Origin of the sequence: Sphingobium sp. JAI105 (genome assembly GCF_015752145.1) — a bacterium.
In the GTDB taxonomy this organism is placed as follows: domain Bacteria; phylum Pseudomonadota; class Alphaproteobacteria; order Sphingomonadales; family Sphingomonadaceae; genus Sphingobium; species Sphingobium xenophagum.
The window spans coordinates 646564-670623 of the sequence record NZ_JADOUC010000001.1 but is presented as its reverse complement, the minus strand read 5'-3'; the positions used below and the strand labels follow the sequence as shown (position 1 = coordinate 670623).

Here is a 24060-nt window from a genome sequence, read left to right as displayed (position 1 = left end):
CAAATGGGATGGAATCGCTTGGGTGGTGCGCGATGTCTATCGCGCGTCATTAGCCATGATGCGGCCATTCTCAAACCCCTTGGCTGCGGCGGCGCGCACACCGGCCTGCGCGTCGTCCTGCGTGGGATAGGGGCCAAAGCGCACCCGCCACACGCCGTCGCCCTCCACTGCCTTGGCGCCGATGCGCTTCGCCAGCGTTTCGGCGCGGGCGCGGGATGAGAAGGCAGCGACCTGCACCACATAAGTCCGGGCGGCGGCTGGCGCGGGGGCAGAGGCAGGAGCAACTGGCGCAACAGGCGTTGGCGCCGATGGCGCGCCCGCCTTTTCCACCACGAAGCCATCCTGCCTTGCGGGCGTTGGCGCAATTCCGCGCTTCTCTGGGCCGCGGACCGCCCTGGGCGGCGTCTTGGCGCTTGGCCTTGCTACGACCTTTGCCTTTGCGGGCGTTGCTGCGGGACGGGCGGGCAGCTTGGCCCGCAGCGCGGTCAGCAAGGCGGGCGGGGTTTCCAGCCGCTCTGCCACCCGGCCATGGCTGCGCAGCGCAACCCGTTCCTGATCGGGCGGGCTGACGCGCCGCACCCGCACCGCCGCCGCGCCGTCGCCGATCACGCCCAACTGCTCCGCCGCGCCGTGCGACAGGTCGATGATCCGGCCATTGGCGAAAGGTCCGCGATCATTGACCCGGACCAGGATGGTCCGTCCGGTATCGAGCGCCGTCACCTCGACATAGCTGGGCAGCGGCAATGTCTGGTGCGCGGCGGTAATCGCCTCCGGCACGAATGTTTCGCCATTGGCCGTCTTGTTGCCCTGCAACTCCTCGCCATACCAGCCGGCATAACCGACCGCATCATAATTGGGCGCGTCTTCGGGCGTGTAGGTGACCTTGCCGACGCTGTAGGGCGCGCCAATCATCACGGGTTCGTCGGCCACCATCGCGCCCTGCGCCAGCGGGCGCGGCGATGATGCGGGCGGCGGTGGCATGGGCGGCTGTTCCCCGCCGCTGCACGATACCAGCAATAGTATAAGCCCGGCCGCCAGAGGCAGCCTACCCCCCTCATTTGACCGCATCGGCCAGCAACCCCACAGACAGAGCATAGAAATTGGAACAGTTATAATCCAGAATTGCCCGGTAATTGCCGGTCAGCAGATAGGCGGTCTTGCCCGGCCCGTCCGGCTCCAGCAGCGTCGCCATCACCGTATCGGCGGGCCATGCGCCGCTTTGCGGGGTAAGGCCCAGCTTGCGCCATTCGGCCATGGTCAGCCATCGGCTATGCCGGTTGAATACGCGCGGGCAGCGCGCCGGATTGGTCTTTGCCGCCACGCTGGCGCGGTTCAAGCTGGACGGCACGGAGACCGCCACGCCCCAGGGTTGCCCGCGTCGCCATCCGGCCTGCACGAAATAATTGGCGATCGACGCCAGTGCATCCGCCTCACTGGTCCAGATGTCCGCCCGCCCGTCGCCATCGCCATCCTTGGCCAGCCGCAGATAGACCGAAGGCAGAAATTGGGGATAGCCTGTAGCCCCGGCCCAACTGCCGACCAGGCGGCTGCGCGACACACCGTTGTCCAGCATCTTCAACGTCGCCAGCAGTTCCGGCTCGAACAGGGTGCGCCGACGCCCCTCATGCGCCAGCGTTGCCAGCGACCGGATCAGGTCGAAATCGCCGACATAGCTGCCATAATTGGTTTCATGGCCATAAATGGCGACCATGATCTCCTCCGGCACGCCGGTTTCCGCCTCTATACGGGCCAGACGCGCGCGATTGGCCTGATAGGCGGTCTGGCCGCGCCTGATCCGCGCGGCATCGACATGCTGGCGGCGATAGGGTTCGAAATTGGGGATGGGCGAATAAGCGCCACCGCCGGGTTGCGTCTGGTCCAGCGCGATGACCCGTGGATTGGGCGTCAGCGTCGGAAACACGCTGTCCAGCGTCGCGTCGCTGATCCCCATCGCCCGTGCCTTGGGGCGCAGGCTTTCCAGATAGGCGCGAAAATCCGTCACATCCTGTGCCTGCGCAACCCCCGGCACGACAGTGCCAGCCGTTACGCCAGCCAGCCCCAGCAACAGCGAAAATACAGACGAACGCAGAGAATCTCTCATCCCCCCGTTGTTGCACAGGCCGGACGGCAGGTGAATCCCCTTAATGGCAACTATGGCCCGTTTAGACGACGAACCGAGCCCAGGCGATTTTTGCGCTTGGCAAGCCAGCACAGCGCGCTAGGAAGCGAGGCGACGGAAGGGTGGCAGAGTGGTCGATTGCAGCGGTCTTGAAAACCGCCGATGTGCAAGCATCCGTGGGTTCGAATCCCACCCCTTCCGCCAGATAGCAGTCGCATACAGCAGCATTCAGTCGCAAAATCGCAAGTTATCCCCGGTTTTCCTACAATTCGTTGTCGCAAGTAGTTGCATTAGGTGGCATGAAAGCGCGGCGCTGTCGGGGCTACTCGCGGGGCACCAACCGGGACATTTGGGGGCATCGGGGTTTGCTGACAGATGCAGCTTGCAGGAAGGCGGCAGCGAAGGGCGAAGCCTATCGTCTAACGGATTCTCTCGGTCTTTTTCTGCATGTAACAACGACCGGTCATCGCTCCTGGCGCATGGGCTACTGGTTCGCCAAGACGAAAAAACGGCTGGTGCTCGGCGCCTACCCCGAAATGTCGCTGATCGAAGCGCGCGCGGCGCGGGACGAGGCCCGCAAGCTGATCGCCGCGGGCAGCGACCCCGCCGTCGTGAAGAAGCAGCGCGAAGCCTCGCGCATGATCGAGGCGGCTGCCACTTTCAAAGTCATGGCGCAGCTGTGGCTGGACGAACAGCGCCCACGCTGGAACGGCAAGCACACCAGGAACGTCGAGGACGCGATGGCGCGGGATCTCTATCCCTATTTTGGTTCGCTGCCGATCGGCGAGGTCACCAAGCCGATGGTTGTCCAGCGGCTGAAGGCGATCGAGAAGCGCGGTGCGATCGAAACGGCAAAGCGCCATCGCCAGCGAATCGATGCCATCTTCGAACATGCGCAGGCACTGGGCTACGAGGTCAGGAATCCGGCCGACGTCGGCAAGGCGCTGCGGCCGCTTACGAAGAAACGCTGGCCCGCTATTACCGACCTAGCCGATCTGAGGCGGATGCTGATGACCGTCGAAGCGCTGCCCGCGCATCCCGTATCCAAGCTGGCATCGCGCTTCATCGCGCTCACCGCAGTGCGGCCGGGCGTGGTGCAGTCCCTGCCCTGGTCGGAGTTGCCGGCCGACGACGCGACAGATCCTGTTTGGGTCATTCCGGCCGCGCGGATGAAACTTTCGGTCGAGCGCAAGCAGCAGGATGCATACGATCACGCCGTGCCGCTGTCTCGTCAGGCGATGGAACTGCTGAAGTCCTTGCGCCTGTTGACGGGGCACGGTCCCCTGGCTTTCCCCAGTTCGCGATCGATGCGCCGTCCGATCAGCGATTCGACCGTGTCGAAACTTTATCGGGAAGCGGGATATCAGGGGCGGCATGTTCCACATGGTTGGCGGTCCAGCTTTTCGACGATCATGAACGAGCTGGCAATGTCACAGGACCGGCCGGGCGATCGCGTCGTCATCGACATCATGCTGGCGCACCAGCAGGAGGGCGTCGAACCCATTTACAATCGCGCGGCCTATATGGCGCGACGGCGCGAGATCGCGCAGGCATGGGCGGATATGCTTTTCGACGGCCTGCCACTGCCTTCAGCCCTGCTCACACTACCGAGGCGCTGAACAGCCGGGCGGTGGCAGCATGAGCGCCCCGTCCGACGCACGCGCGATCGCGTACCAGACCCGCAAGATTTTGAAGGGCGCCGGCGCGACTCTGGGCGGCAAGAAGCGCGGGCATGATCCCGTGCATCGCCATAGCTATGACGTCGACAGTCGACAGGCGGATGTATTCCGGCCGATCGCCGACGGGACCGTCGCCGGAGGCCTGGCCTGGGCGGACGACTATCTGCGCCTGGCCAAGGAGTATGATGTCATCCACAAGAAGAAGGGTGAGCGCAGTCCATTGATGGCAAACGGCATCCGCGTGCTCGAAGCGATGCTGCGCCAGTTTCTGGAGTTCAAGACCGGCACGCTCGATCCGGCGATCACCGCGATCATGAAGGTGACGGCACTGTCCAAGAATGCCGTGGTCGACGCCCTGCGTCGCCTCAAGGAACATGGCTTCCTGGACTGGGTACGGCGAAGCGAGAAGACGACCAATGTGGGGGAAGCTGGACCACAGCGCCAGCAGGCGACCAACGCCTATCACTTCGACATCGGTCGCCTGGGCAAGGCGCTCGGCGACGCTGGCAGGGCCGTGCGTGCGCGCTTCCTGAACCTGCGTGAGGCCCGCCGCCGTCGCGCGGCCCAAACCCCCAAGACCGCCGCTCCCGCCCCTGTGGCAGCCCCGGAGCCCGCCAAACCGGCTGATCCCGCCATGGAGGCGATCCTCAAACGGATCGAAGCCGGCATAGAGGCGCGAGTTTAGAAATGGTGATGTTCACCCACACAGGGGTATAAGAGGATAAGGTCAGCCTTCGGCTGGCGCTATTTGAGGCTCTCCCGACGCACCCCCGCTTACTCGGCAACACCCGCGTGCATTTCCGCACCGTAGGGAACGGGGAGGCTGTGGCCTCCCCGCTTGGCTCCCAGGGGGCCAAGAGGTTAGGATCGCCCTTTTGCGCCCAGGGTAGCGTAGGCGGCACCGTCCAGGGCGAAGTTGGTGATGATCAGCTCCCCCGCCCGCTTCGCGCCACCAGCCGTAGCCGTCGATATCGAATAGGTCGTTTCCACCTCGGCCATGTCGAAGGCCGCAAAGGCGGCACGCACCCCCGGCGTATCGTTGATCGAGACAATGAATTTGCCCGCGATCCCGCCGAGCAGCGCCGCCAGTCGGTCGAAATCGGCCCGATCGAATAGGCCTGCGCCGTAATCATCCTCACAATTCCAGTAGGGCGGGTCGAGATAGAACAACATGCCCGGCCGGTCGTAGCGCCGGATGAAGTCGGCATAGGGCAGCTGCTCGATGACGACCGGCTGAAGCCGGTCGCGAATAGCCCACAGGGTGGCGCGCAATCGCGCGAGATTGAAGCGCGCCGGCGTCCGGCTGTCCACGCCGAAGTTGCGGCTGGCGACCTTGCCACCAAAGGCAAGGCGCTGCAGGTACAGGAAACGCGCGGCGCGTTCGATATCAGTGAGGGTCGAGGGATCCATCGCACGCAAGCGATCGAACTCGGCCCGGCTGGCCAGCAGCCATTCCATCTCATCGACGAACGCCTGATAGTGGCGGCGCACCACGCGAAACAGGGTCGTCACGTCGCCCGATATGTCGTTGATAGATTCCGCGCGCGGACGCGCAGCGCGTCGGAAGAAGATGCCACCCATGCCGACAAAGGGCTCGGCATAGCCGTCATGATCGACGGCCTGGATGATCGCGCAGATCCGTTTGGCCAGATTACGCTTGCCGCCGATATAACCGGCGGCGGGATTGATGGGGGTGATTTTCTCAAGCGTCATGGCGGAACCTTCCGGTGGCCGCTCGATCGGCGGTCGGGTACGGGCTCACAGGCCTCAGACAGTTGAAAGCGCCACAGCGGCGGCACTTGATCTCTATGACACCGGCGATCGCACCGGGCTCGGATTTGAAAAGCAGGGCGCGGCAGGACGCGCATTTATTCGATACGCAGGCAGAATCATTTGACGAATGCATGAAGGTTCGCTCCAACGCCCGCGCCCGTATGCGCGGGTGCGGGGCGGCCGGTCGGCCAGCTGTGTCGTGGCGAGGTTGCTCTCGTCGGTCTATTGGGTTGCAGCCCGATAGCCCCCGCTCCCGACGCTCGTCAGCGCTGGGGCGAAGGAAGCACATTAAATCATGTGTTCAGCATCGCACCCCAGCGATCGAACAGGCTGCGGCGCTGGTCCAGCATCTCGGACCGGTTATAGGCGCGCTCGACCTTGCTGCGATCCGCCGGCACATGCGCCAGCGCCATGTCGATCGCGCCGCGCTCGAGCGGGAACTGCTCATTGAGGATCGTCGAAAAGCTGGCGCGCCAGCCATGCGGCACATGCCGACCGGCAAAGCCCGCCCGCTTGTAGAGCGCGCCGATCGCGGCAGGATGGATTGGAAAGACTATCGAGTATTCATACTCGAAAGCACGAACGGCTTTGAGTAAGGCCACCGCCTGGGGCGACAGCGGTACCAGATGATCATGGGACGCATCGTCCTTCTTGGCCCGCGCGATCTTCATCCGCGCGGCCGGAATGCGCCAGGTCGGCGCGTCGCCGTCCAGCTGCTCGAACTCGTCCCAGCGCGCGCCCAGCAAAGCGCCCATGCGCACTGCGGTCAGCGCCAGGAATCGCGACGCCAGCCGCACGATCGGCGGGCCACCCGCGAGATCGCATGCGAGGAGCAATGCGCGGGCCTCATCGATCGACACCAGCGCCGGCTGGCGGCGCGGCGGCGGCGAAGGGCGCAGCGCCTTGCCGACCACGGCAGCCGGATCATGATCGACCAGGCCCTCGGCAATGGCGAAGGCGAACACGGCCGAGATCCGCTGGCGGATCCGCCGCGCCGTCTCGATCGATCCGCGTGCCTCGACGTCGCGCAACACCTGCAGCACCGCCGGCGCGCCGATCGCTCCGATCGGCAACGGCCCGATATCTGAAAACACGTTGCTTTCCAGCGATCCGATCACATCGTCGGCATGGCGATCCGTCCAGCGATCGCGCTGATGCGCGTGCCATTCGCGCGCCACCGATTCAAACGTGCGGATCTGCACATGCAAATTTGCACGGGACGATGGATCGACGCCCTGGGCGATCAGGCCCCGCGCTTCCTCGGCGCTTGTCCGCGCATCAACCAGCTGCAGGTCGGGCCATTGGCCCAGGCTCAGCAGCTTTTCCCGTCCGCCGATGCGATAGCGCATGCGCCAGGCGCGAAGGCCGGTCGGCGCAACGAACAGAAACAGGCCCCGCTCATCGAACATCTTGTAGGCGCGCGAACGCGGCCGCGCGGCTTTCACCGCAGCGTTGCTGAGCATGGATTGCTCCCATTTAATTTTCAGGACTTGATTTGATGCCCCCAACCGGTCGCAGAACTTCAGCATAACCCACGGCAGCGAAGGGGTGGTGACAGGATGGATACGGCTCGCGAGGCCCTCCGTCTTGGTCGCTATCGGGCGACCTAACCCACCCCACTTCCTTTAGATCTAGAATGGCGCGGTAGCTTTATGGCCGAAAAGACAGAGGTGCAGGAATACTGCCAAGAATGCGGCGAAATTCGGGGCCGGATAGAAGACGATCGAATCGTCGTGTTCCACATCTGCCCTCGTTACGGCCAGTTGCATAAGCTAAATGTATCGATCAACGAGGCGGTTTTGGTTCGAGGTCCAGCTTAGCGACGGACAACCCCTCCGTCGCGCACATCGTGAAACCGACGGAATTGCACGGGTTACGGGCAACTTCAGTCTATAGCGATACCCCACGCGATACCCCTACTTTCGGTGCGAGACGGCGACGCGGCGATGATCATGGGTAATCAATCCATGGCGTAGGTTGCTGGATCATGTTCGACACATAGGCACCCCCGACAGTCTGGCCCGCTGGCGACAGGTGGATGAGGTCACCATTGAAAAGCGCCGTGTCCGCGATCTTCCATGGTATGCCTGGCACAGCGTACAGGCTGTTCAGGTCCCAATAGCCATCGGTCCCGCTGATCCCCGCGCGGACCCGCGCATCGAAGTCAGCGATGCGTTGTTGCGTGGTGTTTGGTGTTCCGCCGTCGGCGCCACGCGGCAACGGCGTACAGACGATAACGAAGCAGGGAAGGAGCGGGTTGACTGCTGCCCAATCCGCCCGGAACTGTGCGGCCTCTGCTGAATAATAGGCTGCAAGCTGTGCGTCAGTCTTGTTCCCGGCGCTGCTGTCGAGGTCGTTTGTATCCAGATACAGAACAAGGGTATTGCCATATATGAAGCTGGCGCGCCGCCTTGCGCCATCCGAGCGCAGCAGGGCCATCTGCCCCGCAGGCTTGGCCACCATCCGCAAAGGTATTTCGATGCCGGTAGCGACAGCCGCAGCGCGGAAACCGCGCCGGAACAGACCGCCGCCCTCGGCAGTCCGGCCATCAGCGCCAATCAAACCGCCGTCGCCGATCGCAGAGTCCGTGTTGTTATAACCGATGCTGTGACTGGCGATAATGTAGGTGTGGGCAGGGTGGACGCCATATCCAACCAGAATATCACCTTCGAGCGTTCCCGCTGCGATACCAGACGGCGAAGGCGTGCCTAGCACGCTCGCTGCAACACCATCATCCCCCTTGCGTCCTACGCCGGTCGGAAGCGTTCCAGCCGCATAGGGCGTCGTCTGCGTCGAAAACTGGCCAGATGTAAGAACACGTTCCTTCTGGAGCTTGAGCACCGTCCCAGCGCTTAGGTTAAGCCCGCTGAACTCAGCCAATTGCGTAAGAGCGCTGCCATTCACAACTGCAACTGGCGACGGGGATATCCCCAGCACCGTGGAACCATCCAGCACAGCTACACGGGTCGGAACATCATTCCCGATATTGACTTCAGGACCGCCGTTGCCGCCGACATAATAGCCCTGCCCATATACCCGCAATGCTGTAACGTCAGTGGCCGCCAACTTCGCCTTGGACACAGTGATCGCTCGAAGGCTGGCACCGTTCACTCCCTGCTGCGATTGAGGGATATCATTATATTGCCCGATGATCTGCCATGATTTAACGGGCGTGGACGCGCCACCGCCCGGCAGCCGCCTGCTCTGATCAAAGCCGAAGCCGCTGCCGAACGTTCTCACGCGGTGATCACCGCGATCTTCTCGGCTGCGCCGGTCGCGATGAACGATCGCGATGCGCCGGCGGGCAGAAAATGGGCATCGCCATCTGCAGCGACCGGGGTCGTCCCGAACTTAATCCAGACGGCCGTGTCAGTCACGACATGCCAGAAGTCACCCTCGGCCGCGTTGGCGGTGATGCTGCTGGGCTGGCTGGTGCCACTGGGCACGAACTTCTGCTTGCGGGCCGGCTGCGACGATTCGACGGCCATGGTGGAACCGGTACTGGCGCGCGCGGTCACCGGACCGCAGGTCACATGCGTGATCGCCATTATGCATCCCCTTCGGCGTGCGGGGTCGCGACAGCGTCAGGGGCTTTGGCCTTCTTGCCCTTCACCTCGCGCACGACGGATTTGCCAAGGCGCAACAGAAACAATCCGGCCTCCAGGGCCAGACTGATGCTTGTGAGCTTCCCGCTCAGTTTCTCGATCTTCATGCGCATTTCTCCATGGAAACATTGCCAATGCGGTGGTTGACCCAGCCCTTGCGAAAGACCTTGAGCTTGGGATTTGCGCGGATCAGCCGGTCATATTCGGCCAGCTGCTTGGCATCGAGGCGGGGCAGCATCGCCTGGCACAGCAAGGTCTGCTGGCAGCGTGCGTAGCCCGCGACAGTGGCAGGACCGACCTGGCCGTCCACCTTCAGCTTAAGCGCCGGGCAAATCTCGTTGAGCGACTGCTGGAAAAAGCGCGACGGCCGCGCCGGTCCCATATTGACCGACGTGTCGAACAACTCGGTGGTGACGGCGGGGTCGAGCGCGATCAACGGCACATAGCCTGGCTTCACCAGATAGGATTGATAATAGATGCTCACCGCCACGTCGCGCGGCAGCGCCTTCATCGGGCCCGTATAGCCATGCTCGACCGCCACCTTCCTGGTGACGCCCATATTGGTCTCACCGCCAGGATCGTTGGGGTGATTCACATATCCACCCTCCAGCGCGATCGTCGGCTTGATGATCTCGATCGCAGCAGGCGGAATCAGGGCCAGCGTTACGGCGGATGCCGCAACGACAAGTTTCAACTTGCTCATGATGTTATCAGTCCTTTCGGCCGAACCAGCGCTGTACCGTCGCCGTTTCCCAGATACGGATGGTCGTCCACACGATCGTCATCAGCGCCGCGATCGACGGCAGCGCATTGGAGAGCGTTCCTGCGAGGACGCCTATCGACAGGCCGTCTGCGGCCAGCTTGACGCCGCTATGCTCCATAAGGTTCATCTGGATCAGATCCCATAATAGGCGCGCATCGCCGCAATCTCGCGGTCGAAGATGTTGATCGTCGGCAGCAGCGGTGTTCCGCCCGCCTGGCTGACCAGCCAATAGGCTATCAGCGCCACCATCGGCAGGATGAGGCCGCGGTTGCTATGTTCCGCGATCAGGTTGTCACGCGCAGTCTGAGCGCGGTCCAGGTGGCTGGCTGACCAGCATCGAAGCGCACCACCTGAAGGACGCCATCGGGGTAGGTGGCGATGTTCGCATCGGCATCGACCTTGCCCGTCGTGCCGAAGGGCACATACCAATGGCCATAGGCTATGGCCGGAGCGCCATTCTCGACGCCGGCCTGGGCAAGGTCATCACGGCTGATCCAGCCGCGCCGCTTGACCCGCCCGAACTCGCCGGGATAAATGCCGTCCGGCTCCCAGCACATTCCGGCAAACGCGGTGAACGGATCGGCATCGGTCATGATCCGGACATTCCGCCGTGATCCGTCGAAGGCCAGCGGAGCCATCCAGTGGATATAGGTCCCGCTCTCATTGAGCAGGGTCTCTTCCTCGTCGATCATCAGGGGGCGAACACGATTGCCGGGCGCATATTCGTCCGCGACGCCAAGGCCCGATATCGCGGTGTTGATTATGCCCAGGATGGTGGCGTTCGTGGAGGCCGAGTAATCGCCGCTGAAGGTGACGGTCCGAAGCGTTCCGTCAATCGTGATGCTCAAATCCATAGGGCCCAGCGAAGCGCGATTGCCAAGGCGCGCGCCCATCGACACATTGATGTTGGCCGACGGTCCGGTCAGCACAGATCCGTTGATGTCGACGTCGCCCCAGCACTTGCCCGACACGCCCGCTGCGCCGGCGCGGCCATATGTGCGTGCGCCAAACAGCAGCGCGGCGGCCGCACCGCCTATTTCGACAGTGGATAAGGCGCCGGTGGTGGCGGAGGTGACGCGCAAGGCACGCCCGAAGTCAGCGACCTGTGCCGCCGCTGGCGTGTTGCCCTTGCCGGTCACCATGATTTCTGCCGCGTGGTTCGCGGGCTGGTAGGTCGTGCCGAACCACTGGTTACAGTTGATGAACAGGTTGCCCACGATCTGGCAGTCTTCGAGCGTCAGATGGTCCTGGACGCCAGATCCCAGCGGCTCAACGATCACGCCGAATGCATTGATGTTCCGCGCTACCAGCCGCGAGCGCCGCGCCGTCACCTTCGATGGATGCGCAAAATCGACATTGTTGTGATATTGCAGGCCTGCGCGGGGACCGGACAGGAGACAGTCCTCGATCTCCATTTCCGTGCCGGACCATGCGCCATGGCCAACGCCATGCTGGCTTGTCCATCCGGCCGCTACGTTGCCCATATGTACGAAGTCGCAGTTGGCGAGATGGATGCGCGCGTTCGCTACATGATCGTCCGCGTGATAGGCATAGCGCCCGTTCTTCATGACGATGGTCTGGTCACGGATGACGACGGTGCCCCGATGCGCGTCGATAGCGCTGGTGGCGGCTACATCGGCGGAGGCGGCATTGTCAGGCAGGCTGCCGTCCAGTGTCGTGCGGTGGCGGCCACGTCCCGCCAGCACGATCTGGCCGTCACTGTCGATCGACCGCTCCTGCACCACTCCATGCGGCAGCTGGACGTAGGCCAGCGCATTCGTCCGGCCGCCAGCGCCATCGACGGCGTCCTGCACCGTGGTCGTGACTTGTTTGGGTTCAGACATGCCCGGCGCGCCAAGGGTCGAGACGCCGACGACCTGCGCCGCCTGTTCTTCCGCTGCATGGCGCGCCACCATGTCGGCGGCCGACACGGTAGAGCCAACCGCGTCCAGCGCAGGCTGGATCGTGATCGAGACGATATCGAGGCTGTGGTCGACGCCTGCGCCGGAGCCACTGGCGACGCGCTGGATCGTCTGGCCGATGCGGGCTTCATCGCCCTCCATCACATAAAGAACCGTGCGGCGCAGGTAGCCCGCTTCGACCACCTCTTCCTCCAGGACGCCGGTCGACAGCACGACATCACCATTCTGGCGATCCACGCGGACAAGGCCCTGAAGCGGGTGCGCGGCCAGAAACCCGGACGTCACGCTGGCCTTGACCACGATCCGCACAGTGTAGCCTGCCAGATCGGCTGCGCGCTCCTTCGACAGCGCAATGCGCGGCGTGATGAAGGTTCCGCCGCCAGTTTGCCCCGCCGGGATGGAAAAGCCCGTCACGCGGCCGCCCCCGGGCGAAATGGCAACGGCGCCATTCTGCATCGAATAGAAGTTGGAAGAGGCGGCGGAGGCTTCCCCATAGCCGCGTGTCGCGGCCCTTGTTCTCTGGCCTTGCGCGGTGTTCGCCGCGCGCGCCGCCGAACTCAGGGGCTTTGCTTCGTCTGACGTATTGTCGACGTTGAAGAGGCCTATTTCGTTCGCGCTTAGCGTGTTTACCGCGCGAAGCTGCGTTGCGCCTGTCTTGCGCAGGGTCAGGGATTGACCGGCCTCCAGCCGGCCGCTGACTATCGCGCTGCCGCGTGAGGTGATGAGGGTATAGGTCACGCCGCCCAGGGTCAGCGTCGGGCCTGCCGCCGTGAGCAAGGCAGGCCAGGTCAGCGACACCATTTCGCCGATCGCCAGATTATGATCGGCAAATGCGCCGGGGAACTCGGCGGTCGCCGCGTTTCCAGTGCCGCCCACATTGCCCAAATGGATCACACTGCTCTGGTTGAGCGCACTGCGCTGCGCGGTCGAGACGGGCTTTGACACGTCCGACGTATTGTCGACGTTGAAGAGGCCTACATCCTCCCGCCCCAGGGCGCTCACCACCTTCAGGACGCCGGCGCTGTGACGACGCAGGAGATAAGGGGAGTCCGCCGCCAGCCGTCCAGGCTGAATGACCTGCCCGCGCTGACCTTTCACCGTGTAGGTAGTTGAGCCGATCTGGAGCGTGGGATCGGCCACCGTGTTGGTGGCTGGCCAGCGGATGGCGAACAGCGTGTCGTTCCCGATCGCCAGCATATTCAGCGCCGCCGGTATGGCGGCGGTCGCGGCGTCACCAGTGCCGCCGACGTTGATGAGGGCAATGGCGCCCGATGCTTGATCGGCGGCCTGCCGCGCAGACGTCTCCGTGTCCAGCGCCGTACGGTTGGGATAGCTGTCCTGAACGACGCCCGCGCCTGCCACCATGAGGTAACGGGTGGCGTAGGCCCCGGCCGGCCCGTAAGCCACGAACTGCTGGCCGTTTGCCGTGACAGCTTCGCCTGCCGCCTTGTTCGCAAAGACGTTGGCGCCCAGAAGCGCTGTCTGCGCGGCGGCTTCCGCAATGCCCTGCGCAATTATCGATGCATCCCGCGCCGCGCCGCTTTCCGCAGCGCCATCTTCAGCCTCCGACTGTGCGGTTACAGCCGTAGCCGCCGCGCCGGCCGCCGAGGCGGCGTCAGCGCTCACCTGCGCCACAGCGGCATCGATGAAGGTGGCCGATGGCGTACGCTTGCCAGTATCAACAGCGACGCCGCCCGTCATGCGCCAGACGATCGCGACCTCATTGTTGCTGGGTGACTGGGTATAGAATATGTCGCCTTCCAGCGTGACAGCCTCACCCTCTTCCTTCGTTGTATAGAGCCGTCCGGCGCTGGCCGACGCGCTGGCCGCCAGTTCGGATCGATCCGCCTCCGTTTGCGATCGGTCGGCCTGCGTCTGTGCGCGATCCGCCTGGGCCAGCGCACTGTCTGCCTGTCCCTGAGCCAGCGTCGCCTGCGTCTGCGATCGATCGGCCTCCTGCTCGGATCGGTCGGCCTGCAAAATCGCCGTGTCGCGCGCCGCTTCCGCCACCTCGGCAAAGGGCTGCGCGCCGGCAATGCCGAGACCGCGGATATAGGCATCCATCGCCGCCGGAGTCGCCTCATCGATCCGACCCAGATCCTTCAGCCGCTTTTCGACGCCAAAGCCTGCCGCCCCGCGTTCTGTGATCAGGATGGTATCGGTTTCGGAAACCAGCTCAGCGACAGGCAGATCGACCAGCGCCGGCGCGGCACCGTCGCCCGGCAAATCGGATGCGGGCTGCGGATCGATGCGACCCGTCCAGCGCAGAGATCCGCCTGCATAGGTCTCTATCACGTCATAGGAGAGACCATAGGCCTGCCCATCGGCATAGATAAGGTCGCACTGCTGCGCGGCCAGCAGGAACAGCCAGGCATAGCCGTCGCTGGACAGGACAGCCTCGACCGTGACGCGCGGCTCCAGCATAGACGACCGGCGGATCGCCATCGTCGCCGTCCGCCCCGTCAGATCCTGCGGCTGCCGATCCTTGTCCAGCAGAACAATGCGCAATGCACGGGGGTTGGCCGCCCAGATCGTCAGAACGGGCGCGAGCGCGCGGAACATGCTCATGCCCTGTGACCCGGCACAGCGATCCGATCGCCGACACAATGATGCGTCGGCGGGTGAAAGCCCGCAGATTTCATAAGATCAATCCTGCTTCAGGGGGTCGGCGTCAGCCGCCGGGACAAGGAGAGGGCTGCGCCCCCGGTCAGTAGATGGCGGTGATGATCCCGCCCACGGTCTCGATCGTCACGCCGCCGATTGCATGAGCGCCATCCGCAATGGGTGTTGCCGCCGCGATAGCGTTCAGATTGCCATTGCTTGGCTGCGCGCCGATGGCGAGACGGGTTGCGGCGGCATCTGCCATCGTCAACAGCGCCCTTCCAAACGATGTCGTCACCAACGCTGCGATCGCGGTCAGGTCGGCGTCGAGCGGTTGTTTTCCTGCCAGAGCCGTCGTCATCGTCGTCGCGAAATTAGCGTCATCGCCCAGTGCCGCGGCGAGTTCGTTGAGCGTATCGAGCGTTCCCGGCGCGCTGTCGATAATTTGGGCGGCGATAAACGTAGCCAGCTGGCTCACCAGCCAGGCCTTGTTCGTGCTGCCATCAAGGCCGAGCAGCTTTTCGGTGCCGGCTAATGTGCTGCCGGCGACGGCGCCGGACAGGGCAGCCTCTATCAGCGCATTATTGCTGTTGATCTTCAGCGCACCGGCGCGCGGATTATCGCCGGTCCCATCATTGGCAATGGTACCAACGTTGATGTCTTGCAATGTCATGGATCAGGTCTCGTCGAATGTGCCGACGGTGCTGTCGAAAGTGAAAGCGCCGGTAGAATCGAAGGTTGCGCCATCCCAGACCGTGTCGTCGCCAGCGCCAGGTGCGATCAGCGTGGGCGGCGGAGGCGCGGAGCCGCTCATGGACAGCGCCAGTGCATGCTTCCCGGTCGTCTCGGTTTCAAATGTGATGGTGACGGTGGCGGTTGCGATATCCTTGGAAATCGCCGCAACGACGACCAGGTGATCCAATCCGTCGTCCGGATCGACCAGCTGATAGGCCTCCCCCAGCCGCACATGCCACAGTCGCGGTTTGCACGGGCGAGTTATACCGGTCAGCTCACGCCGGTTGAACAGTTCATAGGCGGTGAGCTTGGCGGCCTGATCCTTGTCGGTCACCAGCTCGCAAAGATATTCTTCTTCCTTTGGATCGCCATCATCCAGCGCGATATAGCTCTCGAACGAGATCGCGGCGGACTGGACATATTCCCATTTATTGGCTTCAGACCGATATTTGGGCACCATCGTGTTGATGCGGTCCTTCCACGTCCGCATACCGGGGGTCACATATTCGCCCTCGCCAAAATCCTCGATTGTGATCGTGTCGAGCGCGACCTTGGGACTCTGGAAGCGTACGGACAGCAGCCCGCCGCTCCACACCGGACTGGCTGCACCCGCCGCACAGATGCGCTTCAGATTATCCCATTGGCTTATCCCAGGCCCATCATACACGAAGCCGTTGACCGCCCAGCCATTGGCATCGCAGACATTCGCGAAGGCGGTCCAGGCAGGCCAGTCAATCTCGTCCTGGCTATAGCCGCAGCCGACCAGGCGCACTGTCTGTTCGCCCGTCGCCGGATTTATGGCAAAGCGCCCGCGCGCATAGGTGATGGCGTTCAACGCGACATTGGTGTCGTAGGCAAATGTCTCCTCATCATCCCACCGATGGCTGCCCACGCCGCCTGGAAAAGTGTCGTCCTCGCGCCAGTCATATACTTTTGACCAGCGACCGACGACGCCATGGACAGGTATGCCATTGGCCCAACGCTTGTTGTCTCGGTCGAACCGGTAACTGAACAAGCCTGCCGCATAGTTAGACAGCTTGTGCGCCGCAGACCAGTCGGGCATCGCGCCCCACGGTCCGGCCAGCGCATCCGGCTCCGGACGCAATCCTACCTGCCGGTCTAGGTACAGCCAGCTGTTGTAATAGCCCGACGCGGAGTTGCCGAAGAAGGGGATGACGTTCCAGTCGACCAGTACCGCATCGATCGACAGGGCCGTGCTGGCCGACCAGATGAAGACCTTAGACAGATAGGGATTATGCGTCTTGCCAACCTTCCCCCCATAGCCGACGTCATGCACTTGGCTCCCTGCGGTGAAGCACCGCCCCATGCCATAGGGAATGGGCTGGTTGCCGCCGATGGTCACCGTATTGACCGACCCGATCATGCCGGGCTTCTTCTGCATCAACTGCGCACCGATCGACGAAGCGGCGGCGACGACGGTGGCAACCTGCGCGACTGTCGTGGCGGTGGCGATGATGGCGGATGACAGAGCCGTGGATGCCCCCGCCGCAGCTGCAGCGGAGCCAGCCGTTGCGCCAAACAATCCCGCTCCCGCGGCCGCACCCACGCCGGTCGCGACCAGCGCCACGACACCTGCGATGACAGCGACCGTCCGCAGCGCCTTCATATCAGGCCCGCCAGGCCGCCGTCACGTCGCCAAGGCCTATGATCAGGTTGACCGATTCAGCAGCATCCTGATGCCAGCCCATATATTTGTAGCCGACGCAGATCAGGCCAGCCTCACCCCCCTCGCCTCCGACGACCGCAATATCCCCCTCCAGCATTCTTGCCGGGGCGATGCGTGGCAGCAACCCGTCAAGTATCGCCACTAGGCCGCCCTTGTCCCTCAGCGCACGACGGGCACCGATCATCGACGAATAGCGAGGCAATGGCGGTGGCCTGTGGCCCATCTGCAGCAGATGGAAGCGGATCATCCGCACACAGTCGGCCGATTTGAAATCCAGCACCCGGCCGCGATATTTCGCGATGGTCTTTTCCAGTGCGGCCTGCCGCCGCTCAAGGTCGGTCATCCCGGATTATCCGCGCCCCAGGCGCTCGACCTGGGCATTCCGGTGGCGTTCACCATTCCCAGCTCTCCCGGATAGCATTGCTGGTGAAATCGATTGTTCAGAGCGTTCCCGCGCATCACCATGAACAGCCGCTTCGCCGCGCTCTCAAATTCGATATCGACCTCGCGCTGCCCGCGGGATCGCTTCAGCGTGACCGTGTCGATCGACAGGTCGGCGCTCAGCTCCGGCGTGCCGACGACATGGCCCGTCACCGGGTCATATTCGCCCAGCCAGAACTTCATCCGGCTATTCTGAAATGCAGGATCGGACAGGGCAGCCGCGTCGGCCGTATTGCGCGGCAGAAAGGTGACTTTGCCGCCGGGTGCTTCGTCGCCGGTCTTTTCCTCGAAACTCTCGGCTGATTTCACCGTGCCGAAATCTTCATCGACGCAGTCGAACAGATTGCCGCCCCAATACAGAAAGCCGCCGTCGCACAGACGCACTGTTCGTGCCGGCAGCGTGATCTCCATCAACGCTACCGGGTGGATCACCCGTCCTGTGAATGCCATCTATCGGGCCCGGCTACCGTGCTTCATGAATCTCGAAGGACAGACCGATGTTGCGCTCCAGCGCCAGTTCCCAGCCCAGCTGATCGCCGACGACCCAGCCCTCGATGCAGGGCTGCACAAATTCCAGTGCGTCGCCGTCGATCGGCGGCTTGCGCAACATCTGCGTCAGCGTGATCGTCGCGGCCCCGCTGCCATTAGCGGTCACGTCCGAGGCGATGAAATCGAAATAGAGATGACCACCAATCGACAGGTGGAAGGGCTGGCCTTCCTTGAATTGGTAGAAAGGCGCACCGCCATCGATGTTGAGCACCGTGCCGGCCTGGCCGCTGCCATTCACCACGAAGCTGCCCGGCGTGCCGGGATCGAAGTCCAGCAACGGATATTCCATCCGCGCACCTTCACGCTGGCCGCGCACCAGCCGGTTGACCCATTTCATGCCTTCGTCGGCATTGCTTTTGAGCGGTGGCATTTCAAAGGCCACGCCATAGCGGTTGCCAAGCTTGTTCAACCGCTGCGTCTCCGCACCACTATCGGGCTGCAGAATCCCGCCGAAGTCGAGAACGCGCGGCATCGCTTTGCGCGCGCCGGGCCAGGTGGGCAGGATGATCATGGGAACCGCTTGGCCCCCGCCCGGCTGAGCGCGATCTGCGCGCCGTTCGACCCGGCCGACGCGGCCTGCGCGCCGATCGGCGCGGCGACCCCATAGGCCCGTCGATCAACAACAGCATTGAAGTAAGGGGATGGTTCAACCACAACGGTCGCCGCCATTCTGCCGGATGGATTGTCGTTGGCGATCGATAACTTCTCGCCATAGCTGACATTGGCAATGGGCTGGCCATTCAGCGACAGCACATTGCGGTCAATACCTCGCAAGCCACCGATCGTCATCTCGCCGCCATTGGCAAAGCGCGGGCCGACAAAGTTACCCGTCGCTGCTTTCGCGGACAGATCGACGCTGCCGGTGGCACCGCCGAGCCCGAGTAGACCGCCGCCGAGTTTGAACAGACTGCCCAATATTCCACCGCTGCCGCCGACAGCCTGCTGCAGCTGAAATCGGATAAGGTCGGCGATCAACTGGTTGAACAGTTGGCCGGCAAAGCCTTTGAGCTTGAGCATGCGCGAAGCGGATTCGGCGAGGCCATCGTTCATATTGCGGATGCCGTTGACCGCGATATTCTCATAAGCCTCGTTGATCTCGGCCGCCGTCTTGGGAATGCTGTCCATGTAGGACGCGATCGGCCCCAGCGTGTCGCGGTTGATGCGCAGCGTCTCGCCGGTGCGGATCTGGCCAAGCTGGTCGAGCTTCGCCTGGGCGAGCTTCTTCCCGGCTTCCGTGCTGTCGTGTCGCGCCAGCACCTCCTCGGCCGACAGGCGCATGGATTTCAGCTCGTTTTCGAGCATCGAGAGCTGGACTGTCCGCCGCTCCTTTGCGGTGGTTGCCGTCGCCGCGCGGATCTGCAGCATGTCCCTTTCGCGATCGAGTCCCTCCTGTGCGGTGCGGGTCTCCTCCTCGATCAGGGCGTCATCCAGCCCCCAATTGATCTGCTGCTTTTCCAGATCATAATTGCGCACACGCTGCAGTTTCAGCTGCTCGGCCTGAGCGGCGGTCAAATCGCCCTGCCTGACCCGGCTGTCGACGTCGGCGCCATAGGCTTCCTTAGCCGCCAATATCCGCGCATGCTCGATCGAAGCTCTTTCCCGCAGGTCCGACGTAAGATCCCGTTCCATACCCAGATGGTCATCATAGAGACCAGCCAGCTCATCCTGGTACCGCGCCGCCAGTTCCTCGGTGCGGTCCTTTGGTCCTTTTTTAGCGCGGCCGGGATTGGGAACGGGCAATGCGCCGTCGGGGACGATGGAATTTTGTGGCTTCGGAACATTTGCCTGTGCCGTCGCCTGCTGCAACAACAGGGTTTGTCGACGAACTTCTGCTGTTGCGGTCTCCAGCGTCCCGCCCTGAACATTGCTTCCCACGCGGCGGAACTGGATCAAACTGCCCTCGCCTTTGGTTGACCTGAGGCGGGCCTGCATTTCGTCCCGCGCATCGCGCAAAGCCTGCATCCGGAACTGAAGGTTCATGTTGGCGTCGGCATTGCCACGGGCGAGCGAGTCGCCGCCTACCGCGCCGCCTATCCCTCCCAGAATGGCGCCGGGCGCTCCAAAGCGCGAACCCACGGCAATCCCCGCCAACGCGGTAGAAATGCGTGGATATTCGCCCACAAGCTCAAGGGCTTTGCTGGTTAGCGTCGCCAATGCATTGGCGAGTCCCAGAATCGAGGACGCATTCTGGGAGACAGCTGCCGCGAACCGCGTATCAAGCGTCATCTTGATTTCGGCGAGCCGATCATTTGCCTCCGATGCGCCGTCGGCTAGGTCGTCGGAAAGCACCAGTCCCAGTTCGCGCGCGCGCGCGCGCAGCGCCTCCATCCCCTTGCTGCCCTGCGTGAGCAGTCCGTCGAGCTTCTGTCCGGCTTCGCCAAACAGCTTGACCTCAAGGCGCGCCCTGGTCGCTGGATCCTTGATCTTGCTGAGCGCGTCCGCCAGCCTGGGTAGCACTTCGCCGGCCGAGTAGATCCGGCCATTTGCATCCTGCACGGATACGCCAAGATCGCGGAAGAGGGTTGCCTGTTCCTTCGTCCCTGCCTTTGCCTCGCCGATCGTCTTGGTCAGCTTCTTGAGCGAGCCATCCATTTCCTTCTGCGTAAGGTCCGCCTGAGTGGCGACATAGCGATATTCCTGAAGTTCCTTTCTCGTAACGCCCGCCTCATTTGCGGCAGCCTTAAGAGAGCCAGCATAATCCAGCGCACGTTTGGCAGCCTGCACCGCCTCAACACCGATGAAGGCGGTCGTCAGGTCGCCGATCGCACGGCGAAGCCCGGAAACTTCGGCCTTGATAGCGGTGGCATCCGTCTTGATTTTCTGCTTGGCGCGCTCGGAGCCATGCTCAAACTGTGACGTATCGAAGCCCAACGTCACGCGGAGAGCGCCGATAATGTCTTTTGACATACGCACCTCCATCCCGATGCCAACGGCACCAGGCTAAAAATCAATAACAGTTACAAAAGCTCAGCCAACCGATAATGACTCGGCACGGACGATTCAGTATGTGGGGTGCATCATGACTGTTGTTTGGGAAGTCATTGCGTTTTTGGCCGCACTATTTGGCGGCTGGCTGATCCTCACCAGCCTTGGCCCTGATTATAGTGCCCCACAGACCGCAGCGCAGGCGGCGGTCGGCATCGGGATTGCGGCTATACCCTATTTCATCGCATCAATGGCACAGCGGGCCGAAATCATGAAGCGGCTCACGAACCTCTCGCCCTCAGGGGAAAAGGAAGAGACGATCGTTGATCGAGCAAAGGACTTTCTGTTCGGTCGCGATTAGGCTTCTTCGATCACCTGCCCATAGGCGGTGGCCCACACCTTCATCTTGTGCCAGATGACGTCGGGATCCTCTTCCTTGCCTTCGGCCTGCCGCAACACGTCAGCCAGGGAGTCGAGTTTTGGGCTGAAGGCAGACCAGCGCGCATTGTGCCAGGCGATTTCAAGCCGCGTCAGCTGCTCACGCTTGATGCGTTCCTGATACCCGACCAGGGCCGATCGCACGAGGCGCGGCGTCTGTTCCCAATATTCATCCGGATCAAAGCCGGCCTCGCACCAGCGCTGGTGGAGCTTCAGCCAGTCCCAGTCCTCTTCCGGCGCGTCGGCTTGGGAGGGTTTTCGCCCTTCTTACCCTCCCCGGAGCCGAACGCGCTTTCGAGGCTGGCAAGAATCGCGTTGCTGAAAACGGCGGGACCGAATTCCTCCATCAACTCGCCGATCTGGATAAGATGATAATCGGCATGATGTTTCCGGAGACCAGCCCAAGTCAGAACACGGATAGTGTCCAGCGCTGGGCCATCCCGATCATCTTCCATATCGTCTAGGATGGCTCTTGCCTTCCTGCCCAGCATGGGTTCGGCGACACACAAGGCGTTAATGCCGAGCTTCAACGTCAGCGTCACGTCGCCCAGGACAAGCGGCACTTCACCGCGCAGGGGATTCATCAGCTAACCGCCGCGTGGGTGGCGACACCGCTCGCCTGGAATGTCAAAGTCGCTTCCTGCTTTCCGGTAATCGGCATGGCGCCTGGTGCATAGCCGGTCAGGATCGCATTGCCGCTAATCTGACGTTTGCCTGATCCGGCCACGTGAGCGGAGCGATATGGCTTGGGAGAGGGGTGATTAAGCATCGCCAACAGTTGCAGATCGCTCGCGGATCCAGACAGATAGTTGATCTGCACGGTGAGGGTGCCGGGCTCCAGCAGCTTCTCGCCCTCATAAGTATGGGCACCCACCGTTTTATGGTGCGAATTCTGGTAGGTCGGACGCGTCGGATTGCTGGGCGTTACGGAAAGCACTTCGGGAATTTCGAATTCCGCATCCGCGATGTCAGTAAAATAGAATTCCGCGCCGAAATTGCCGTTCGACATGGGCCTTACTCCTTGCAGTAAATGGAAAGGCGCAGCGTGCGCCCATAGACGGATGAAGCGCCACGCACGCCGACGACCGGAATGTCTCGCTCCAGATTGATGAAACCGTGTGTGAAGGTGATACCGGCGACGACGGCCGCGCCCTCGAGCAGCTGCCCGAGGTCATAGGCTATCGCTCGTGCTGTCCCGTAATCCGGCGCCAGGCTGTCGGCCTGCACCTGCACGATGCGCAAATCGTCGCGGCCGCCATGGCTATAATTGATGCCCGGATCGATCATCGTGAACACGATCGCAGGCAATGGTGCGCCATCCGGCCTATCGCCCCAATGTGCCGCCCGCGTGTTTTGCCAACGGCCGAGCATCCCGCCGATCGGCGCGGCGACGACACGCTGGCGCAACGCTTCTTCGAAAGTCATGACCGCCGCACCGATCGCGTCAGCGCGCCGTCCAGTTCATCGGCCAGCGCGATTGCGCATTCACCAAGCACGTCGCCAGCCGTGACATTCCAGGCGACCGAAACATGCGGTTGCGGCGGTACCCAGGATAGGCTTTCGCCGCGCCGATGGATAAAGCCGAATTCCAGCCATGTGCCGACCGGGTCGTTTGTGCCGGCATAGACCTCTGCGTAATTCTTCCCGGCCCGGCGTATCAGCTTCGATTGGCGCTCGTTCAGTTTCGTGCTGATGATGAAGCTGTCACGGTAAGCAAAGGCCGGTCGATCGGGTGTTTCCGAAGGAGCGTCCGTCGGCGCGATATCCTTGACCGCCACTAGAAACGGCTGAAGCGCTCGCTTCCCTGCCCGCTCCAGCGCATTTTTTCCCATCTGTTCGGGCAATGCATTAAGCGTAGCGAGCAGGGCATCAAGGCCCTGCATGTCATACTCGCCACCGCTCACGCCGCCACCCGCGTCGCCGTGAAGGCAAAGCCCTCGTTAAAGCCGATTTCCTCGATCGCGCTGATCTCCCAGGCGGGCGATTTCGCCGGATCGGGATCACTGAGCGGATAGCGGATGCGATCGCGCACGCTCACCGCGCGCGTATCGCTGTCGGCCAAGACTAGGAAGGTAGCCGTCTGCGATCCGCCCTGCTGTGCCGCCTCACGCTGCTCACTGCCTGCGCCAAACAGGACATTGGCTGAGCGCGCGGCGGTCTCTCGCCACTCGGCGTCGACGGTGCGGTGGCCATAGCCGTCGGTCCCGCCCAGCCGCTCCTCGAACAGGATGCGCTTGTTGCGTCGGGCCGGTAGCAGACGGGGATCGCCCATCACAGCCGCCTGTATCGATAATGGTCGATCAGATCATCGACCGACCGTGGAATGGGACCGCCAGCGCGCGTGTAAAGATGCTCGACCAGATAGCGGGTGGCCTGCCGCACATCATGCGGCACTGCTTCCTGCTGCGCCTGGATCGATGCATCGCGGTCGATATGGCCGACCGTAGCAGTCACCGTGATCGCCCCTGGGACGGCAGCGGCAGTGGGCCAGCGCGCGCCAATGGCGGGTGTCACAAACGTCCAGTCCTGCCGCACGAAGGATCGGAAATTCTCGAACGCCTGAAATTCGCCTGCCGCGTCCAGATAGCTGATCGTGATGCTGTCGGCGATCACCGGTACCAGCGGGATGCGCAAATCGCGGGGAAAGCAGTCCAGGTTGAACGCCACCTCCCGCCGCACCGCCACCACGCCATAAATGGTCTCGATCTGACGCGCGGCGATGCGGATCAGATCCGCAATCGCCACATCGTCGTCAGCCGTCTCGACGCGAAGGTGGAGCTTCGCATCAGCGACCGTGATCGGACCATCCATGCCGGCCATCGC

General features: G+C 62.8%; 27 protein-coding genes and 1 tRNA gene. 4 read left to right on the top strand and 24 right to left on the bottom strand.

The annotated features are described in order from the left end of the window. Positions 1–36: 36 nt before the first annotated feature. Both IWY39_RS03075 and IWY39_RS03070 read right to left on the bottom strand, forming a co-directional pair. Entirely contained in the window at positions 37–981 is a 945-nt protein-coding gene (locus IWY39_RS03075) for a septal ring lytic transglycosylase RlpA family protein (RefSeq protein WP_107123922.1), read from the bottom strand. 73 nt (positions 982–1054) lie between these two features. Then, positions 1055–2101: a lytic murein transglycosylase gene (locus tag IWY39_RS03070; protein ID WP_107123923.1), complete on the bottom strand. Its 1047-nt coding sequence runs from the start codon at positions 2099–2101 to the stop codon at positions 1055–1057. Between the two features lie 134 nt (positions 2102–2235). Between IWY39_RS03070 and IWY39_RS03065 the strand changes: the two genes are divergently transcribed. From IWY39_RS03065 to IWY39_RS03055, 3 genes are all read left to right on the top strand, one after another. Then, positions 2236–2323: transfer RNA gene (locus tag IWY39_RS03065), tRNA-Ser, on the top strand. A gap of 95 nt (positions 2324–2418) precedes the next feature. Continuing rightward, on the top strand, positions 2419–3738 hold the full coding sequence (locus tag IWY39_RS03060; protein ID WP_269207980.1) for a tyrosine-type recombinase/integrase: 1320 nt from the start codon (positions 2419–2421) through the stop codon (positions 3736–3738). Between the two features lie 19 nt (positions 3739–3757). Beyond that, positions 3758–4483, top strand: a complete 726-nt coding sequence (locus IWY39_RS03055) for a hypothetical protein (RefSeq protein WP_196871389.1) — start codon at positions 3758–3760, stop codon at positions 4481–4483. Between the two features lie 176 nt (positions 4484–4659). On the opposite strand, the gene IWY39_RS03050 is transcribed toward IWY39_RS03055, so the two are convergent. From IWY39_RS03050 to IWY39_RS02980, 15 genes are all read right to left on the bottom strand, one after another. Continuing rightward, complete coding sequence (locus tag IWY39_RS03050; RefSeq protein WP_196871388.1) at positions 4660–5511, bottom strand: DNA adenine methylase; 852 nt, start codon at positions 5509–5511, stop codon at positions 4660–4662. Next, complete coding sequence (locus IWY39_RS24530; RefSeq protein ID WP_196871387.1) at positions 5501–5704, bottom strand: Com family DNA-binding transcriptional regulator; 204 nt, start codon at positions 5702–5704, stop codon at positions 5501–5503. The genes IWY39_RS03050 and IWY39_RS24530 overlap by 11 nt, the downstream gene beginning before the upstream one ends. 160 nt (positions 5705–5864) lie before the next feature. Then, positions 5865–7034, bottom strand: a complete 1170-nt coding sequence (locus IWY39_RS03040) for a tyrosine-type recombinase/integrase (RefSeq protein ID WP_196871386.1) — start codon at positions 7032–7034, stop codon at positions 5865–5867. A gap of 487 nt (positions 7035–7521) precedes the next feature. After that, positions 7522–8811: a hypothetical protein gene (locus IWY39_RS03035; protein WP_196871385.1), complete on the bottom strand. Its 1290-nt coding sequence runs from the start codon at positions 8809–8811 to the stop codon at positions 7522–7524. Beyond that, on the bottom strand, positions 8808–9119 hold the full coding sequence (locus tag IWY39_RS03030) for a hypothetical protein (RefSeq protein ID WP_196871384.1): 312 nt from the start codon (positions 9117–9119) through the stop codon (positions 8808–8810). Before IWY39_RS03030 ends, IWY39_RS03035 begins: the two co-directional genes overlap by 4 nt. Continuing rightward, positions 9119–9283, bottom strand: coding sequence for a hypothetical protein (locus tag IWY39_RS03025; RefSeq protein ID WP_196871383.1), 165 nt, complete (start codon positions 9281–9283; stop codon positions 9119–9121). Before IWY39_RS03025 ends, IWY39_RS03030 begins: the two co-directional genes overlap by 1 nt. Then, positions 9280–9879 (bottom strand): glycoside hydrolase family 108 protein, encoded by a 600-nt coding sequence (locus IWY39_RS03020; protein ID WP_196871382.1) that lies wholly within the window; start codon positions 9877–9879, stop codon positions 9280–9282. The genes IWY39_RS03025 and IWY39_RS03020 overlap by 4 nt, the downstream gene beginning before the upstream one ends. A 7-nt stretch (positions 9880–9886) precedes the next feature. Next, positions 9887–10066 (bottom strand): hypothetical protein, encoded by a 180-nt coding sequence (locus IWY39_RS03015; protein WP_196871659.1) that lies wholly within the window; start codon positions 10064–10066, stop codon positions 9887–9889. Positions 10067–10223: 157 nt separating this feature from the next. Continuing rightward, positions 10224–14429 (bottom strand): hypothetical protein, encoded by a 4206-nt coding sequence (locus IWY39_RS03010; protein WP_196871381.1) that lies wholly within the window; start codon positions 14427–14429, stop codon positions 10224–10226. Between the two features lie 139 nt (positions 14430–14568). Beyond that, positions 14569–15135 (bottom strand): hypothetical protein, encoded by a 567-nt coding sequence (locus tag IWY39_RS03005; RefSeq protein WP_196871380.1) that lies wholly within the window; start codon positions 15133–15135, stop codon positions 14569–14571. Between the two features lie 3 nt (positions 15136–15138). Beyond that, on the bottom strand, positions 15139–16824 hold the full coding sequence (locus IWY39_RS03000; RefSeq protein WP_196871379.1) for a hypothetical protein: 1686 nt from the start codon (positions 16822–16824) through the stop codon (positions 15139–15141). Between the two features lies 1 nt (position 16825). Beyond that, positions 16826–17227 carry a DUF6950 family protein gene (locus tag IWY39_RS02995; protein ID WP_196871378.1) on the bottom strand — a complete coding sequence of 134 codons (402 nt, stop codon included), beginning with the start codon at positions 17225–17227 and terminating at the stop codon, positions 16826–16828. Beyond that, positions 17224–17775, bottom strand: coding sequence for a hypothetical protein (locus IWY39_RS02990; RefSeq protein WP_196871377.1), 552 nt, complete (start codon positions 17773–17775; stop codon positions 17224–17226). Before IWY39_RS02990 ends, IWY39_RS02995 begins: the two co-directional genes overlap by 4 nt. 13 nt (positions 17776–17788) lie before the next feature. Next, positions 17789–18385: a hypothetical protein gene (locus IWY39_RS02985; protein WP_196871376.1), complete on the bottom strand. Its 597-nt coding sequence runs from the start codon at positions 18383–18385 to the stop codon at positions 17789–17791. Beyond that, complete coding sequence (locus IWY39_RS02980; RefSeq protein WP_196871375.1) at positions 18382–20781, bottom strand: phage tail tape measure protein; 2400 nt, start codon at positions 20779–20781, stop codon at positions 18382–18384. The genes IWY39_RS02985 and IWY39_RS02980 overlap by 4 nt, the downstream gene beginning before the upstream one ends. A 112-nt stretch (positions 20782–20893) precedes the next feature. On the opposite strand from IWY39_RS02980, the gene IWY39_RS02975 reads away from it, so the two are divergent. After that, positions 20894–21160 (top strand): hypothetical protein, encoded by a 267-nt coding sequence (locus IWY39_RS02975; protein WP_196871374.1) that lies wholly within the window; start codon positions 20894–20896, stop codon positions 21158–21160. Here the strand turns inward: IWY39_RS02975 and IWY39_RS02970 are convergent. From IWY39_RS02970 to IWY39_RS02940, 7 genes are all read right to left on the bottom strand, one after another. Further along, complete coding sequence (locus IWY39_RS02970; protein WP_196871373.1) at positions 21157–21381, bottom strand: hypothetical protein; 225 nt, start codon at positions 21379–21381, stop codon at positions 21157–21159. The two genes, IWY39_RS02975 and IWY39_RS02970, sit on opposite strands and share 4 nt — an antisense overlap. 68 nt (positions 21382–21449) lie before the next feature. After that, positions 21450–21821, bottom strand: coding sequence for a hypothetical protein (locus IWY39_RS02965; RefSeq protein ID WP_196871372.1), 372 nt, complete (start codon positions 21819–21821; stop codon positions 21450–21452). Further along, positions 21821–22246, bottom strand: coding sequence for a phage tail tube protein (locus IWY39_RS02960; protein WP_196871371.1), 426 nt, complete (start codon positions 22244–22246; stop codon positions 21821–21823). The genes IWY39_RS02965 and IWY39_RS02960 overlap by 1 nt, the downstream gene beginning before the upstream one ends. A gap of 5 nt (positions 22247–22251) precedes the next feature. Further along, the gene (locus tag IWY39_RS02955; protein WP_196871370.1) at positions 22252–22662 is read right to left on the bottom strand and encodes a hypothetical protein; all 411 of its coding nucleotides are present in this window, start codon (positions 22660–22662) and stop codon (positions 22252–22254) included. After that, entirely contained in the window at positions 22659–23141 is a 483-nt protein-coding gene (locus IWY39_RS02950; RefSeq protein WP_196871369.1) for an HK97 gp10 family phage protein, read from the bottom strand. Before IWY39_RS02950 ends, IWY39_RS02955 begins: the two co-directional genes overlap by 4 nt. Next, a complete protein-coding gene (locus tag IWY39_RS02945; protein ID WP_196871368.1) occupies positions 23138–23509 on the bottom strand; it encodes a phage head completion protein in 372 nt (123 codons plus the stop codon). The genes IWY39_RS02950 and IWY39_RS02945 overlap by 4 nt, the downstream gene beginning before the upstream one ends. Beyond that, positions 23509–24057 carry a head-tail connector protein gene (locus IWY39_RS02940; RefSeq protein ID WP_196871367.1) on the bottom strand — a complete coding sequence of 183 codons (549 nt, stop codon included), beginning with the start codon at positions 24055–24057 and terminating at the stop codon, positions 23509–23511. The genes IWY39_RS02945 and IWY39_RS02940 overlap by 1 nt, the downstream gene beginning before the upstream one ends. Positions 24058–24060: the final 3 nt, after the last annotated feature.